This window comes from Catenovulum maritimum, from assembly GCF_001050375.1.
GTDB lineage: Bacteria > Pseudomonadota > Gammaproteobacteria > Enterobacterales > Alteromonadaceae > Catenovulum > Catenovulum maritimum.
This window is the reverse complement of the sequence record NZ_KQ130483.1, coordinates 25,007-42,267: the sequence shown is the minus strand read 5'-3', so window position 1 is coordinate 42,267 and position 17,261 is coordinate 25,007. Positions and strand designations below refer to the sequence as shown.

General features: G+C 35.7%; 12 protein-coding genes. 5 read left to right on the top strand and 7 right to left on the bottom strand.

Annotation, left to right across the window (positions count from 1 at the left end; all coding sequences use genetic code 11):
- Nucleotides 1–357: 357 nt before the first annotated feature.
- A complete protein-coding gene (locus XM47_RS02710; protein ID WP_048689321.1) occupies nucleotides 358–1,983 on the top strand; it encodes an alpha-glucosidase family protein in 1,626 nt (541 codons plus the stop codon).
- A 194-nt stretch (nucleotides 1,984–2,177) separates the two neighbouring features.
- On the opposite strand, the gene dxs is transcribed toward XM47_RS02710, so the two are convergent.
- Genes dxs through XM47_RS02695 form a run of 3 tightly spaced genes read right to left on the bottom strand, consistent with a single transcriptional unit; the run spans nucleotide 2,178 to nucleotide 5,184 of the window.
- The gene (gene dxs, locus XM47_RS02705) at nucleotides 2,178–4,046 is read right to left on the bottom strand and encodes a 1-deoxy-D-xylulose-5-phosphate synthase (RefSeq protein WP_048689319.1); all 1,869 of its coding nucleotides are present in this window, start codon (nucleotides 4,044–4,046) and stop codon (nucleotides 2,178–2,180) included.
- A gap of 7 nt (nucleotides 4,047–4,053) precedes the next feature.
- Nucleotides 4,054–4,938 (bottom strand): farnesyl diphosphate synthase, encoded by an 885-nt coding sequence (locus XM47_RS02700; RefSeq protein ID WP_048689316.1) that lies wholly within the window; start codon nucleotides 4,936–4,938, stop codon nucleotides 4,054–4,056.
- The gene (locus tag XM47_RS02695) at nucleotides 4,939–5,184 is read right to left on the bottom strand and encodes an exodeoxyribonuclease VII small subunit (RefSeq protein ID WP_048689314.1); all 246 of its coding nucleotides are present in this window, start codon (nucleotides 5,182–5,184) and stop codon (nucleotides 4,939–4,941) included.
- A gap of 397 nt (nucleotides 5,185–5,581) precedes the next feature.
- Here XM47_RS02695 and pomA point away from each other — a divergent pair, with 397 nt between their 5' ends.
- The 3 genes from pomA (at nucleotide 5,582) to thiI (ending at nucleotide 8,886) form a co-directional block, all read left to right on the top strand.
- Entirely contained in the window at nucleotides 5,582–6,340 is a 759-nt protein-coding gene (gene pomA, locus XM47_RS02690) for a flagellar motor protein PomA (RefSeq protein ID WP_048689311.1), read from the top strand.
- A gap of 9 nt (nucleotides 6,341–6,349) precedes the next feature.
- Nucleotides 6,350–7,276 (top strand): flagellar motor protein MotB, encoded by a 927-nt coding sequence (locus XM47_RS02685; protein WP_048689308.1) that lies wholly within the window; start codon nucleotides 6,350–6,352, stop codon nucleotides 7,274–7,276.
- Nucleotides 7,277–7,431: 155 nt separating this feature from the next.
- On the top strand, nucleotides 7,432–8,886 hold the full coding sequence (gene thiI, locus XM47_RS02680; protein ID WP_048690047.1) for a tRNA uracil 4-sulfurtransferase ThiI: 1,455 nt from the start codon (nucleotides 7,432–7,434) through the stop codon (nucleotides 8,884–8,886).
- Here the strand turns inward: thiI and XM47_RS02675 are convergent.
- From XM47_RS02675 to XM47_RS02660, 4 genes are all read right to left on the bottom strand, one after another.
- Nucleotides 8,858–9,739 (bottom strand): ketopantoate reductase family protein, encoded by an 882-nt coding sequence (locus XM47_RS02675; RefSeq protein ID WP_077066453.1) that lies wholly within the window; start codon nucleotides 9,737–9,739, stop codon nucleotides 8,858–8,860. The two genes, thiI and XM47_RS02675, sit on opposite strands and share 29 nt — an antisense overlap.
- The gene (locus tag XM47_RS19500) at nucleotides 9,697–10,077 is read right to left on the bottom strand and encodes a VanZ family protein (protein WP_048689304.1); all 381 of its coding nucleotides are present in this window, start codon (nucleotides 10,075–10,077) and stop codon (nucleotides 9,697–9,699) included. The genes XM47_RS02675 and XM47_RS19500 overlap by 43 nt, the downstream gene beginning before the upstream one ends.
- A gap of 54 nt (nucleotides 10,078–10,131) precedes the next feature.
- The gene (locus XM47_RS02665; protein WP_048689301.1) at nucleotides 10,132–15,048 is read right to left on the bottom strand and encodes a tandem-95 repeat protein; all 4,917 of its coding nucleotides are present in this window, start codon (nucleotides 15,046–15,048) and stop codon (nucleotides 10,132–10,134) included.
- Between the two features lie 71 nt (nucleotides 15,049–15,119).
- Nucleotides 15,120–15,956: an HDOD domain-containing protein gene (locus XM47_RS02660; RefSeq protein WP_048689298.1), complete on the bottom strand. Its 837-nt coding sequence runs from the start codon at nucleotides 15,954–15,956 to the stop codon at nucleotides 15,120–15,122.
- 335 nt (nucleotides 15,957–16,291) lie between these two features.
- On the opposite strand from XM47_RS02660, the gene XM47_RS02655 reads away from it, so the two are divergent.
- Complete coding sequence (locus XM47_RS02655) at nucleotides 16,292–17,191, top strand: MltA domain-containing protein (protein ID WP_172656492.1); 900 nt, start codon at nucleotides 16,292–16,294, stop codon at nucleotides 17,189–17,191.
- Nucleotides 17,192–17,261 lie beyond the last annotated feature (70 nt).

Here is a 17,261-nt window from a genome sequence, read left to right as displayed (position 1 = left end):
AATTTTTTAAAAATCGAATCTAAAATAATCTTTTAAAAAGCATTATTAAGAATATAAATAAATGACTTAGTTACTATTTCATTCGATTTAACAAATATATAGCCTAGGCCCAATTGTTGACAACTTTATGCATACGTATTCAAGTTTGAATTATTGTTGATAAAATGTTTATAAATTTGAAGCGGGTTAAGTTTATATAACTGTTTTATAAGGAATATATTTTTAATTCTTTGTTAGAACGTCAGATAATGCGTTAACATTGTGATTTATGCATACGATTGCATTAGATTGAATAGTCACGGTGACATCTTCTATTCTATAACTCAGATTGATAAACAAACGAAAAGAGGTCATGTTATGAATCAGCATGAATGGTGGAGAGGCGCTGTAATATATCAAATTTACCCGCGCTCATTTTACGATGCGAATAATGATGGGGTTGGTGATTTACGCGGTATTTCCGAAAAGCTTGATTACATAGCTGATTTAGGAGTAGACGCAATTTGGATATCTCCATTTTTTAAATCGCCAATGAAAGATTTTGGCTATGATATAAGTGACTATAAAGCAGTCGATCCTTTATTTGGCAATATGGATGACTTTGACCACTTGTTAGAGAAAGCCCATAAGTTAGGGCTGAAAGTCATGATAGATCAGGTTTTGAGTCATACCTCAGATCAGCATGAGTGGTTTGCTGAAAGCCGTCAAAATAGACTAAACCCCAAAGCCGATTGGTATGTGTGGGCTGATTCTAAAGCGGATGGTATGCCACCTAACAATTGGTTATCTATTTTTGGCGGTATGGGCTGGAAATGGGATTCTAGAAGACAACAATATTATCTTCACAACTTTTTATCATCACAACCGGACTTAAACTTTCATAATCCAGAAGTACAAAAAGCAGTGTTAGAAAATGTAGAATACTGGCTAAAGAAAGGCGTTGATGGTTTGCGTTTGGATGCTGTTAATTTTTGTTTTCACGATAAATTTTTACGTGACAATCCAGCAAAGCCAATACATGAGCGTAATGGTCGAGGTTTTTCTCCTGACAATCCATACGCATACCAGTACCATTATCACAATAACACTCAGCCGGAAAATCTAGCTTTTATTGAATCGCTACGTCAACTGTTAGATAAATATCCTGGTACAACTGCGCTAGGTGAAATCAGTTCGGAAGACTCTATTCAGACTATGGCTGAATATACTGCAGATAATAAACGTTTGCACATGGCGTATAGTTTTGAATTGTTAACAGATGATTTTACTGTAGAGCATATTAGTAACACAGTAAAACAGCTTGAAAATACCATGAAAGATGGTTGGCCATGTTGGGCTATTAGTAATCACGATGTCGAACGAGTAGTGACTAGATGGGGTAAAGACAATGCCTCAGACAAACAACTTGCAAAAATGCTTACAGTACTCGTCAGTAGCTTAAAAGGCACTGTTTGTAGCTACCAAGGTGAAGAGCTTGGTTTAGAAGAAGCATATGTTTCATTTGAACAACTGCAAGACCCGTATGGCATAGAGTTTTGGCCTAAATTTAAAGGTAGGGATGGTTGTCGAACGCCTATGCCTTGGCAAGAATCTGAATCAGAAGCTGGTTTTAGCGATAGTAAACCTTGGTTACCTATTCCTGCAGACCATAGAGCATTGTCAGTTGACCAACAAAGTGGTGATCCTAAATCTATCCTCACATTTTATCAAAGTTGGATGAAGTGGCGTTCAAAACAAGATATTTTAAAGTTAGGTGACATTGAGTTTATTTCAGTTAATGAATCAGTTTTATGCTTTGAACGAAGCTTTGAAGGTAAGACTTGGTTAGTGGCATTAAATTTATCTGCTGAGGAACAAAATTTTGAATCTGAAGCTGAGCTGCAAGCAATTAAACTAGCTTTTGATTTGTCGCAAGGACAAAAAGACAAAAATTTAATCACGCTGCCAAGATACGCCGTTTATATGGCTGAAAAAGTGAGTTAAGTTTGATCCAGGATACGATATTTAACATTTATCGTATCCTGTTTTAATAATTAACTGACTAGCAATGATTAACCAACACTTCTATTTTCTCTAAACGCTAAATTTTACACTCTAAACTCAAAGCAAGTGCAATTGACTTCACAAACCAATACCTTTTAGCGTCATTAAGTCCTTCGTATTTTAATGCTGGCTATTTATGTCGCGTATTGAAAAGCGGTTATTTGATCTATGATACCTTGAGCATCTAATTTTAATAATTGATACATTTCTTCTTGGCTACCGTGTTTTAAAAATTCATCCGGAACACCAAGATTCAAACAAGGTTTTGCCTTGCCTAGTTTAGCAATACACTCAAGCACTGCCGATCCTGCACCACCTTGTACACAGTTATCTTCAAGTGTGACGACTAACTCGTATTCGTCACATACTTTAGCAATAGCTGATTCATCGATGGGTTTGACAAATCTCATGTCAATTAAACTCGCATCCAAAATCTCTGCTGCTTCTTGCGCAAAATGACATAGAGTTCCAAAGTTTAAAATGGATATTTTTTGACCTTTACGCTTCGTCACTGATTTACCGATTTCTAATGCTTGCATCTCGGTTTGGACATCCGAATCTGGACCTGTACCTCTAGGATAGCGAACTACGCTAGGTAAATTGAGTTGATGACCAGTGTAAAGCATTTGACGACATTCGTTTTCATCAGAAGGCGTCATAATGACTAGATTGGGAATATATCTTAAGAAGCTAATATCAAAGGTGCCTTGATGTGTTGGGCCATCAGCCCCAACAATTCCTGCGCGATCAACTGCGAATAAGACAGGTAATTTTTGCAAAGCAACATCGTGTATTAATTGATCATAACCGCGCTGAAGGAAAGTAGAGTATATGGCGACTACTGGTTTTAAACCTTGAATTGCCATACCAGCTGCAAGCGTGACTGCATGCTGTTCAGCGATTGCTACATCAAAATATTGTGCAGGATAAGATTTGGAGAATTTAACCATACCAGAACCCTCTCTCATAGCGGGGGTAATTGCCATGAGTTTAGGGTCTTTGGTTGCCATATCGCATAGCCAATCACCGAATATTTTAGAATAAGTTGGGCTTGCTGGTTTTTTCTGCGGCAGTTCAGTTACCTTTGGATCGAACTTAGGTACTGCATGATAGCCAATTGGATCTTGCTCTGCTGGTCGATAGCCTTTGCCTTTCTTCGTGACTATGTGTAAAAACTGAGGACCCTTTAAATTGCGCATATTTTTAAGGGTTTCAACTAAACCAAGTACATCATGGCCATCGATTGGGCCAATATAGTTAAAGCCTAACTCTTCAAAAATAGTGCCTGGCGCAAGCATGCCTTTAATATGCTCTTCAGCTTTGCTTGCAAATTCTTTGATTGGTGGCACATTACTTAGTAATTTCTTACCGCTTTCTCGAAAAGAAGTATAAACAGAACCTGAAAGAATTTTTGCTAAATGATTATTAAGTGCGCCAACATTTTCAGAGATAGACATATCATTATCATTTAAAATAACTAACATATCGCTATCGATAGAACCTGCATGATTTAGCGCTTCGAAAGCCATACCAGCAGTAATCGCACCATCACCTATAATTGCAGCAACTTTTCTATTTTGTTTTTCTTTGTTAGCCGCTATTGCGATACCAAGTGCAGCACTGATAGAGGTTGAAGAATGACCAACACTTAACGTGTCATATTCACTTTCTTCTCTCCAAGGAAAAGGGTGAAGTCCATCTAATTGCCTAATTGTATGTATTCGATCTCTTCTACCAGTTAATATCTTGTGTGGATAAGCTTGATGACCAACATCCCAAATTAATTTATCAAAAGGCGTTTTATACACATAATGTAAAGCTACGGTTAATTCAACAGTACCTAAACCTGAAGCAAAATGCCCACTGCTTTGGCTAACAGAAGCTAATAAAAATTGACGAAGTTCATTTGCCAATTGAGGAAGTTCATCTGCAGGCAAGCTTCTAAGATCATCAGGGTCATTGACTAATCTTAATCTAGGGTAATGGCTAATATCAGTTGTCATGAAATACTTAATATTTTCGATTTATTATAAATTCAGCAAAAGCAGCAAGGGAATCTGTATTGTATGGAACTTCAGCCAATTGCTCTAGTGCTGATTGGTAAACTTGTTGTGCTTTTTGCTTAGCGCCTTCTAATCCAAGCAAACTAGGATAGGTACTCTTTGCCAGTTTTTCATCAGAACCTTGTGGTTTGCCTAGAAGCTCTGTGGTTGAAACAACGTCTAGAATATCATCCTGAATTTGAAAAGCTAATCCTATCAGTGCAGTAAAACGGTCAAATTTCTGGTATGTAGAGAGCTTTAGCTCAGGCTTGGCAGCACAGGCCATGTTAGCAGCGCATTTTAGTAATGCACCAGTCTTTAAACTATGTATCTTTTCTAGTTGAGCTAAATCAACTTGTTCATTTTCAGCAATTAAGTCTAAAGATTGACCACCGCACATACCTAAATAACCAGAATGTTTGGCTAAACATTGGGTCCAATATACTTTTACATTATCACTAATATCAGCATTAGATATTAAAGAAAAAGCAAGTGCTTGTAATGCATCGCCGGCTAAAATTGCTGTTGCTTCATCAAATTGAATATGGCATGTAGGTTTACCGCGTCTCAAACTGTCGTCATCCATAGCCGGTAAATCATCGTGGACAAGTGAATAGCTATGTATGCATTCTAGCGCCAGTGCAGCAGGTAGAATTTTATCTGAATTTACACCGATAGTTTCAGCAATAAGAGCCATCAAATAAGGTCTGATTCTCTTACCACCATTCTCTACACTGTAACGCATAGCTGATAATAGTTTAGGCGAAACAGACTCTGGTTGTTGATCGAACAAGTCTTGAACTTGTTGTGTAAAACTTATATTAAAATTAGCAAGTGAGTCTTTAAACTGCATCTATTTTAAATTCTCTAAACTAGTGTCTGATAGGGAAAATTCGTCATTTGTTTGACTTAAAATTTTGATTTTTTGCTCGGCAGCTTCAAGCTTATTTTGACCTGATCTGACCAAAGCTATACCACGCTCATATTGTTTGAGTGCGTCTTCTAAAGCGAGATCACCATGTTCTAGTTGACCGACTAAGTTTTCTAGCTCAGACATACTTTCTTCTAAGCTCATGTTCTCAGGTTTTTTAGCTGCCATTTATGTATCTCGCAATGCCGATTATAAAAGGGCGAAACACTACATTAGCTATGCTTTTGGGTCAAATGAAATTGCTGATTTTAGGCTAAAAAAGAAATAGACAAGTTTTTGGTTAATCTGATAAACCCGTATACAATAAAGAAAAAGTAGCTAACTTGAATCATGGAATAAATTTTTGTCATTTCAAAACAAAGGCCAGATGCATTATTACCAACTTCAGGTTAAACAATATTACAGTTGTGCCGATATATATTTTATAAAACATCGGCTTAATATTTGCTAAGAAAAGAATTAATAACTAAATAACTCAATAAATCAGCACTATAGTTAATTTATTGACGGTTTTTATCAATACTATCACTATAAGTTTGTTTACTTATTGTCTTTGGAGGAAACAGTGGATTTAGCAACGCTAATTGGTCTACTAGGTGCAATAGGTTTTGTGTTGGCAGCTATGTTCTTAGCTGGCGATATAATGATGTTTGTGGACGTACAATCAGTTTTAATTGTATTCGTCGGCTCAATATTTGTTGTCATGTCAAATTATACAATGGGGCAGTTTGTTGGCATCGGCAAAATAATGGGCAAAGCCTTTATGTTTAAAATAGAATCACCTGAGGAATTAATTCAGAAGGCTGTTGATATGGCTGACGCTGCACGTAAAGGTGGGTTCTTAGCATTAGAAGAAGCTGAAATTGACAATCCATTTATGCGTAAAGGGGTGGATATGTTAGTTGATGGACATGATGGCGAAGTCGTAAAGGCAACTTTATCTAAAGATATATTATTGACAACAGAGCGTCATGAAGCTGGGGTGGGTCTATTAAAAGCACTTGGCGACGTTGCACCTGCAATGGGTATGATAGGTACGCTTATTGGTTTAGTTGCTATGCTATCTAACATGGATGACCCAAAGGCTATCGGACCTGCAATGGCAGTTGCATTATTAACAACTTTATACGGAGCTTTTTTGGCAAACGTTATCGCATTGCCTTTAGCGGGAAAATTACAAATTAGAACCGAAGAAGAAAAATTAAATCAGAGCTTAATTCTTGATGCAATATTAGGAATCCAAGATGGTCAGAATCCAAGAGTTATTGAAGGGATTTTGAAAAATTATATTGCTGAATCTAAACGTGCAGTTCCAGAAGAGTAGGGATTAATAATGTCTGATGATTGTCCTCCGTGTAAATGTCCTCCCCCCGGGTTACCTGCGTGGATGGGGACTTTTGCTGATTTAATGTCGCTACTGATGTGCTTTTTTGTACTCCTACTTGCATTCTCTGAAATGGATGTCCTTAAGTTTAAGCAGATTGCTGGTTCGATGAAATTTGCTTTTGGTGTTCAAAATAAATTAGAAATTAAAGATATTCCGAAAGGAACGTCCGTTATTGCACAAGAATTCAGACCCGGTAGACCGGATCCAACACCAATTGAAACGATTCAGCAGCAAACGGTTGAGATGACGCAGCAAGTATTGGAATTTGAAGCTGGAGATGAAGATTCAGCCGGCGGACGTCAAAAACAAAGAGGTAACCAAAGAGGCGGCTCAGCACAAGAAACGGCAAGCCAACAGGCATCTCAAGCTGAGTCTACGGCTTCTGAAGAGCAGGTGAGTGAGCTGGTTAAAAAAATTGCTCAGCAGCTTGAAGACCAGATAGTTGATGGTGCGATTGAATTAGAATCTTTGGGACAACAGATAATTATTCGTATCCGTGAAAAGGGTGCCTTTCCATCGGGTTCTGCATTTTTACAGTCTCAGTTTAAGCCTATTATAAGACAAGTCGCTGCTTTATTGACTCAAGTACCAGGTGAAATAACAGTATCTGGACATACAGATAATCAAAACGTTACTTCTGAATTGTATTCTTCTAATTGGGACTTATCTTCTAAAAGAGCCGTTGCTGTAGCCCATGAAATGGTAAAAGTCACAGGTTTTGATTCACATCGATTAATTGTTGTGGGTCATGCTGATACTCGACCTTTGGTCCCAAATACAACTTTGACCAATCGTAGAAAGAATAGAAGGGTTGAGATTTCTATCATGCAAGGTAAAGCGAAAGAATCAGATCCGATTACAGTAGCCCAATAAACCAAACTTGAGCTAAAGATTTAATCTAGCTCAGGTTGCCCTCCAATTTGTTGAATTTTAGGCTAGTTGCAACTTCACCTAAACTAGCTAAGTGCCCATGTTTAGGTATATAATCTTGCGTTTTAAATCCCAGCTAGAGTAATTCGTTTCCTATGATCAAATTTATCGTCAAAATGCACCCTGAAATTTCTATTAAGAGTCGTTCGGTTAGGTTACGTTTTACTAAAATATTAGAAAGTAATATTAAGAATATTCTAATTAAAGTAGATGATGAAGCTTGGGTTAAAAAAAGCTGGGATTGCATTGAAGTCAGAGGCTGTGAAGCTAAAAGAGACATATTAATTGAAAGGTTAAAGTGCATCCCTGGCATCACTCATTTTATTGAAGTCAAAGAGTATGAATACACAGATTTTGATACGACTGCTGATTTAGTTTGCCAGCTTTTTAGTAAATCAATTGAAAACAAAGGTTTTTGTGTTCGAGTAAAACGTCGTGGAACGCATGATTTTGCTTCAAAAGATTTAGAAAGGTATGTGGGCGGTGCACTAAACCAAAATGTTGAGTCTGCTAGGGTTCAACTAACTAAGCCTGAAGTGACGGTTAAATTGGAAGTGGCAAATCAAAAACTATTTTTAAACATTCAACAGCATGTTGGTTTAGGTGGTTTCCCAATTGCTACTCAAGATGCGGTCTTATCTCTGATTTCTGGTGGGTTTGATTCGGGCGTTTCTACCTATTTAATGATGCGCCGCGGACTGAAAACGCATTATATCTTCTTTAATTTAGGTGGCAGTGCTCATGAAATTGGCGTTAAGCAGGTTTCTCATTTCTTATGGCAAAAATATGGTGAATCTCACCGAGTTAAATTTGTTGCTGTTGATTTTCAGCCTGTTGTCGCTGAAATATTAGAAAATATAGACTCTGGCTTAATGGGAGTTGTCCTCAAACGTATGATGGTCAGAGCTGCTTCTATTGCCGCTGAAAAATTAGGGATTAAAGCTTTAGTTACTGGCGAAGCCTTAGGTCAAGTTTCAAGCCAAACTGTTACTAATTTGAATGTGATTGATAGAGTGAGTGAAACCTTAATAGTTCGTCCACTAGTTGCTATGGATAAGCAAGATATTATTAATATTGCTCGAGAAATCGGCACAGAAGATTTTGCCAAAACTATGCCTGAATATTGTGGCGTTATTTCTCAAAAGCCGAATGTTGCTGCACCCTTGCATAAAGTGGAAGCTACAGAGGCAAATTTCCATATGCCGTTAATTGAGCAAGTCGTCAATGATGCTAAAATTTATGACATTAAAGATTTAAACATTGAAGCAAAAGATACTGTATCGGAAGTAGAGGTCATCTCAGAACTTAACGCTAACCAGGTGATTATTGATGTTAGGTCAGATGAAGAAGAAGAGAGTGACCCATTAGAAATAGCGGGGCAAGAAATCCTTCATATCCCATTTTTTAAAATTGCCAATAAATACTCTGAATTAGATCAATCTAAAGAGTATTTATTGTATTGTAAAAAAGGCGTCATGAGTAAACTACAAGCTCTATACTTGATTGAACAGGGTCATAAAAACGTTAAAGTGTTTCAACCTCAAGCGCTTTAACTTTGTTATATAAAGTTTCAATAGTAGGCAGCTGAAGTTGATTTTCAGCTGCAATATTCAATAAATATCCATTTATAAAATCTATTTCAGTTTTTCTTTTATAGAATACATCTCTATTCATTGATGAAAAATTATCTTTGGTCTTGTCAGCAACCGTTAAAATTTGCTCTAAAATATCATTTTGAGTTAGATGAATACTTTTAGCTAACGCAGCTTGGTTAATTTCATAGGCAATATCTATTAATTGATTACGCCAATCAGCTTTTAATAATTCACCATTTTTAACCTGATAAATTGCGGTGAGCGGATTAATCGCTGTATTGATAGCGAGTTTAAGCCATAGCTTTTGGCTTATATCTTGACTCCAATAAGCTGGTTGCCAAGCATTGATCAACTCATTCAATTTCTGGTTGGCTGTTTGTTCTGTGGTACTGCCAAAATAAGTCTCGCCGAGACCGGTTTGGTTTACTTGGTTAAGTTGGGGTTTATAGGCGCCATGGGTTGTAGTGGCTAAGATAACCCTAGCATTGGGTAATAGCTCATTTACGATTTCTTCTGTGCCCATGCCATTGTGTAATAGCACTAAGGTTGCATTGGGCTCTAGTTGATTTTTTAATTGCTTTAAAGTGTTTTCAACTTGGTATGCTTTTATCGGTAGAATTAAAAAATCAATTTTTTCTTTGAAGTCATATCTAGGTAAGGGAACTTTTAATTGTTTAGCATTAAGGCATGCTAACTGGTAAAAACTTGCCTTATGCTCTGGTTTTAAAATTACTTGGTATTTTAACTTATGCTGAAATAAAGCAGCTGTTAACAAGGACGCAACTGCGCCATTACCCACAATCGTATACATGAGAATTTCGTCTTAAAAAAAATAAAATAAAAAATAACAATACCAAGAATATCGGCTAACCAATCTAGAAAACTCATTTCTCTATTAAAGAAACTGCCTTGAATAATTTCAACTAAAGCGCCATAGCAAGCCAAGTAAACAATTTTTTGTTTGTGATTATTGTTGATGCATAGTTCAACTAAAAAAGATAAAGAGAGAAAAACCAGACAGTGAGCGAGTTTATCAAAATGTGGAAATAATTGAGTGCCTTCTATATTGATAGGTTTAAAAAATAAAAAACTGGTAAAAATAAAGTAAGCAAGGGTAAAAAGTTTAAATAAAGTTAATTTTGATATCATTGAATTATGTTAGGTTATTTATAAGCTAGGGACCAAATCCCTAGCTTAAATAGTTTAAAGACAGGCTGAGCTAATAGAGGCCGTTGTGGTAAAGCCCAGGTTGAATCCAGGAGTTTGATTTCCAGCTAAATCCTTAACTGCTGATACTGATACAGTATATGATTCATTTTGCATAAGACTTGAGCTTGGTGTAAAGGTGAATGACATTTTATCAGTCGATTGCTCTAATGTCCCTGTAACTGCGTTTAGTTGCGAATCGGTTACTTTAATCAAATTGTTAGCTATATCTGCAACTTTAACGGCTTCATTGTAATTAACAAAGATATTAGTTAATTCACAAACCTCGAATTGATTATCGCTAGGTGAAGTACCGGTTAGACTAGCAGCTGTCGTATCGTCATTTTTAGGGTCTGTGCCTGCTAAATATTCATCTCCATCATTAATATCGTCACTATCTGTATCTGGTGCATTAATACTTGTTTTTATTAACCTTTCAATTGTGTCTGATAAACCATCGGCATCTGAGTCGATTAACTCTGTATTACTAGAGTAAATTTGAGTTTCGGCTAGATCATTAATGCCATCTGAATCGGAATCAACTTCTAATGTAATATTAGGTAGGCTGTAATTGTGAGTAAATCCCTTGTATTCAACAGATATTAACATATTCATACTAGCGCTTACCGGAGCAGTGAGCACTGCATGGTATGGCCAATTTGAATCCGTATATACAGACTCATCATTAATTTTGAAGTCTACTTTAACTGGCATTGCAGTATTGGATACTAGGTTATTAAAATTGACGATAGCAGCAATATTAAACAAAGCGCCTTGGGTTAGTTTATTATTATCTAACCAATTTGTGTAACTCATATTAAATTGAGATTCGAAACCTGTCGTCCCATCAGTCATGTCGCTTGTATCAGGAATAATGACTTTATCTAGGTTTCGATATTTTATGATATTGAACTGACCAGTTTGTTTAGAAACAGTATAAATATAGCTTGTATCAGCGGATATTCCTGTTACTTCATTTATATTTAAATCTACTGGCGTTATTTGCAGTGAACTCAGATCTGTTATTTTGACTGAGTTATTATTCATTACATCAATTAAAAAACTTTTATCTAACGTTTGGTAGATTTGGTTTGTACTGACACTTGTCGTCGAAGATAATTGAGTTATCTGATTAATATTCGATTGTGAAATGTCTAGAATCACGTAGCCGCAAGCGCTGCAACTATAATGTAATTTGTCATCATATAAACTAATACTAGTTGTCCCACTTGGAACTTGATAATTCGAGTATTTCAAGCTGTTGTCGGTGTTTAATAAATCATTTTGATCAATAATGATTAACTCTGAGCCTGTAGCTAAAACTAGATATTTTAAATTATACGAGACTGAATAGACTTGGTTGAAATTAGCAAACAAACTAGAGGAATCTAGTTTAACCGGCGTTTCACTCGCCTTACCTATGTAGTAGATAGCTAAACCTGCATCATCTACCGCAAGGTACATAACTTCGCCTTGCATGGCTATATCAAGTGCTTTACCTTCGGTTCCAAAGGCTTGTTTCAGGTTAACTTGGCTTGGCGTTGTAATATCGAGTATTTCAACGCCATGAGTACCCAAAGCTAAAAATAGCAAGTTGGTTCCTATTTCTAAATCTAATATTTCATTCTTAGCTTGATAATCTATTATGTGCTGTGGTGCTGTTTTATCGCTAATATTGTATACACTAATAAATTGATTGCTGGCGACATATGCAAAATCACCATCTAGTATTACCTTACTCGCGTTTTCAAGTGCTAGTGATGAACTTGATATTAATCTCGGTAGGGTTTCAGGTGCAACATTGATAACTAGGCTAGATTGATTCGAAGGTAATTGATTATCATCTAAAGCGATAAAAACAATAGAATCGGTTTGATTATCTGTAATAGCGCTGGCGTTATAAGTTAAAATATTTCCAGAGAGACTAGCAGTGCCTATTTCACCTTCGGTTCTGCCATTGTCAACAATCTGGAAGCTAAAGCTATCACTGTCGACATCCGTAACATATTCAGACAGATCAATTTTGACTTGATCTGTAGCGATTATATTAAAACTAGCATCTTGTGTTACAGGTGCATCATTTACTGGATTTATATTAATTGTAATATTAGCCGTGACGGTAAACTCACCGTCATTCACACTTAGATTTAGAATGTCACCTTGAGTATCATTTAATTTAGGCGTGTAAGTTAAAGTATTACCAGAAATTAAAGTAATTTCATCGATAGGGTGACCACTAGAAACTGATTCAACTTTGTATATTAATTCACTCGAACTCGTTTCTTCATCACTTGAAATGTCGTCAAGAGTAATAACTAGCGAAGTGTCTTCGGTAATGTTGAATTCCGCATCTTGAATTTGTGGTTTATCGTTAACGGCTTTCACATTGACATTGAAAGTAAAACTGACTAAACCACCTAAATTATCATTCGCGGCAATTGTAAATGAGTCTACAGTGTCGACAGATAGGCTAGATGGTGGTGTATAGTTAACTTGATTATCGATTAATTCAACAGTACCTAAGGTTATATCATTCTGTATATGACTAAAAACTAAGGTATCTTGGTCCGGATCGTTAATGATTTGGGTCAAATCTGGAATATTTAGGATAGCGCCTTCACTAACTTCAAGTGGCACATCACTTACTTTAACCGGTGAATCATTGACAGAATTTACTAATATGGTGATTTTTGCTTCATTTGAATCATCTTTCCCATCATTAGCAATAAACGAATAAGAGTCTTGGCCATTGAAGTTAGCATTCGGAGTGTAGATGATTGCGCTATCGGTAATTTCAACCGAACCGTTTGTTGGTTGAACTGATATTTTAAATGTTAACGGAGACGATTCTGGATCACTTGCTAAAGCTGTAAATGGAGCGGTTAATACAAAATCTTCATCTATGGTTTGGGTGCTATTATTTGCCACAGGTACTTTATTAGCTGCTAATACGTTAATCATTACATCTTGTTCGGTCTCAGCACCATCTTGATCTTGGGCTAAGTAACTAAATACTATAGTACCAACAAAATCACTACTAGCTTGGTAAGTAAAACTACCATCTTGACTGAAATCTAAACTACCTGAACTCGGCGTTTTAGAACCTAATTGTGCGGTTAAACTTGTTGATTCCAAATCAGTATCGTTAGCCAGTACGCCAAGCATACTATTGACGACTAAAATATTGCCTGAATCGACTGTATATACGTCTGCTATGGTTTGGGGGGCATCATTAATATTATTTACTGATAGTTTAACTAAAGCTTGAGCGGTTTGACCGCCTTGCTCAATTTGGTAAACAAAACTATCTGAACCTGTAAAATTTGCATTGGGTGTATAGGTAATTGAGCCATTATCTCCCAGTATTAGCACCCCATGAGAGACAGCTTGTATAAAGTTTATTTCAATTGCAATATCTGATTCAAATAAATCATTAGCTATTAAATTTGCCTGTATAAAACTATCTTCATTAAGTGTGAAATTATCGTCAACAGCTAATAGGGTATTATCTGTACTACCTACTTTTAGAAACACTTGACTAGTATTAGATAGGGCACCATCTGCATCTTTAGCTGAATAAGTAAAGGTATCAATGCCAACAAACCCTGTGTTAGTTTGATAATTGAAACCGCCTGTCGTCGGAGTTAATGAGCCATTTAACGGAGCGCTAAAACTAGCTATCGTCAGTGGACTATTTTCTAAATCCAAATCGTTGCTAAATAAATCAGCATAACTAATGAAAATACTGTCAGTGTCTAATGTAATCAGGTCATTTAATGTTATTGGCGCATCATTCACGTTCGAGACGATAAAATTAATCAGTCCCTGACTTTCTAAACCAAGTTGATCTACCAGTGTATAACTAAAACTATCTATACCATTGAAATTTTGTGCTGCTAAATAAGTTATATTACCTGATATATCAATTGAAATTTGACCATTTTTATCAGTACTAAATGTACCGATAGATTGTGTTGCCACAGTCAGAGAATGCTGATCTATGTCAAAATCGTTGGCTAAAATATTTTGGTTGGTTAAATTTGTATCTTCTATTGCTTCAAACGTGTCAGTTGTTGCAACAGGGGCCGTATTATTTAGGTTTATTATATTTGAAAAAGCACTTTCTCCGTGTGCATCTATCCCTGTAACTTGTATGCTTAACGCCCCATCTGCTAAATCGTAATCTGTTTCAAATGCATTTCCGACATAAGATAATCTCTGATTTTTATTACCTGATACTAGGTTTTCAAGGTAAATATTATATCGAGTGTGGGCGTCTGTTGGTTGCGTCCATGTTAAGCTTATCTTGTTGTTTTTATATTCAGATGCCAAAGTTATATTTTGTTTATTCCAATTAAAAGTTTGGCTTCCTAGCAGGCGAATTGTCGACTCATCATCATTTTCTGCTTGACCCCACAATTCAAGTGTTAAAGCGCCATCCGAAAGTTGAAAGTCAAGTGGATTTACCCCAGTGACAGTGTAATCATAAGGTGAAACGCAAGGTGAGCAAACTTTTAAAGCGATATCTGAATTAGAAAAACTTAAATAAATATCCGTTAAAGGTTCTGTATTACTTACTTCAGTCGTTAAATTAAAGCGAGTATAAAAATTTCCACTTATGTCACTCGCTAAATGAGAAAAAGTAGTAGTCCAATCGCTATTTGTTATCTTAGTGAAATCTGTTGTCGGAGAAATAATATTCGCTGTCGCGCTAAATTTTCTGGCTAATTGAGGCGTTTCCGTTTGAATATTTCGGCTAAAGATACTTGGGAATTTTTTTTCAGAAACGTCTAATTGATTAATATTGGTATTAGAAAATGCTACTTTGTCGTCAGGCGATTGATTACTATCACCACAACTAACCGCACTGATGCCAACTAAAGGTAATATGAAAATTTTTAAAAATTTTAGCATCTTAAATTTCCTATATAAGACTTAAAATATTTATTGGATCAGCTAATTATGGCTTAAATTAGCTGAATGGGTTAATAAATAGCAGATGCACCTGGGTTAATATAAGAAAATACACTAAATGTTTCTAAATTGACGATTTCTAATAACTCTTCAATATCTTTTTCACTTAAACCATAGTGCTTCAATACTGCTTGTGGGATTATCGACTCAACACTATACAATTCAGGATAAGTGTTTGTTAATGCTAATCGAGAGGCAAAGTATAAAAGGAGTTCAGGCTCTGCTTTAATGGGGGTGTTAGCATTATTTAAAGCATCAATCATTTTTTCTGGAAAATTCCAGTGTCTTAGCAATTCTGCACTTAAATTAGTATAACTGAAGCTTAAAACTGATTGCTGAACTTGGAAAGGTTGTGTTTTTTTATCGAACTGATTACATTGTTTTGCAAGTTCAGGCGTGTAATTAGCGACGACTAACTCCCCTAAATTATGCATTAGACCAAGCAAAAATAAAAACTCAGCTTGTTTTTTGTCGTAATGATGAGCAAGTTTTTTTAGAATTAAACCTGTATTAATGCTATGTTGCCAAAATAAGTCCAAATCAATTGCTTTAGTACTTATATTACTTAGGGAACCTGAAGTTCCACAAGCCATAACTAAATTATAGACAGCGTCAGAACCTAATACCTTTATCGCTTTTGAAACTGTGTCTATTTGTGATGGGAAATTATAAAGGGCACTATTAGCTAGCTTTAAAATAAGACCAGAAATGATAGGATCATAAGATACGAGCTGCGCAATGTCATCAATATTAGTTGAATCGTCATTGAGCATTTGTTGTAATTTGACACAAGTATCGGGTAAAGCGTAAGCATTGCCCATTTTGTTTATATATTCTTTCAATTTCATAGTCTTGCCTCACGACAAAACATTCCATGTTTTTTATAAGATAATAATAGCTAATGTTGGCATTAATATTAAGCAAGGTACAGTAAATATTAAACGTAATTTGAATTACTGCACAACTGAAACCTAATTAATTTAGTATAAATCAAAAAGGATAAGATAAATTGTATATAAAAAAATACTGTAAATTCAAATTTGTCATCAGCTTTCTGATTGTTTTAGTTTCGCAAAGTAAGCTTTTGGCAAGTGAAACGCAGTTAATTAACGCCAATTTATGTCAATTGGCAAACAACACTCTAGATTATATAAATAAGAGTAAGTTTTATCAGGGTACCCAATTGGTAGGTCAAAACGCTGGGGTTGAAGAGACGCCTGAAAATATAATTAAAACGTTAAAGCATATTTGCCAATTACAATATTCTAAAAATCAGATTGCAGATTTAAAGCGAGTTTTCAAGTTGCAGCGATGGCAGCCAGATTTAACACAGGCACACAAAATTGCGGCAACAACGAGTAATCCTAATAAACGATCTATGCTCAATAGAATCCCGACAGATAAAATATTATTAACTAAATATTATACTAAATTAGTCGATGCTAGGTTAACTCGACAAAACGAATATCAGCAAGCTATTTATCAATTACCTTATGATGAAATAGCTCTAAGTTTTGAACAAGCTGAAGACATTTCTAACAAGTTAACACGTTATAAATATAGCCGACAAGCCGTAATGCAAGGCATTCTTGATAAGCATAATTTAGCTAAACCTTTACTTTGGTTGACTGAGAAAAGTTTACATGACGTAATGTTACAGGGAACAGCTGTTTATAAAATGGATAATAAAACTCTATTTTTTAATGTTCACCGAAATAATGGTATTAGCTATGATTACGCATTAAACAAGGATCAACAAGCTAGATATTGGTATTTCAAACAAGTACCTAGCATTATGGGATATGGTAAAGATCCCGACCATAAAATTCCAATTTATCCCAACGTAACGGTTGCGGGTAATATTAAAGATCTAGGTTTAGGCCGTTTAATATTATTAACTGAAAATACACCAGCGGGACAGTTTCAAAGATTAGTCATTTTAGCTGACGAAGGTGGGGCATTTGAGAACAACTTATTTCAATTAGATTTATTGGTTGGCTCATATAAAGGGTGGTCAGACTATCACCAAGCTAATAAACACTTACCTGATTTCGTAAAAGCTGAGTTTTTGACATTAAAATAAGCAACTGTGTTTTTTATATTCTTGGAATAAAAAACACACATTTTATTGCTTTAAAACCTTAGTGATTTTA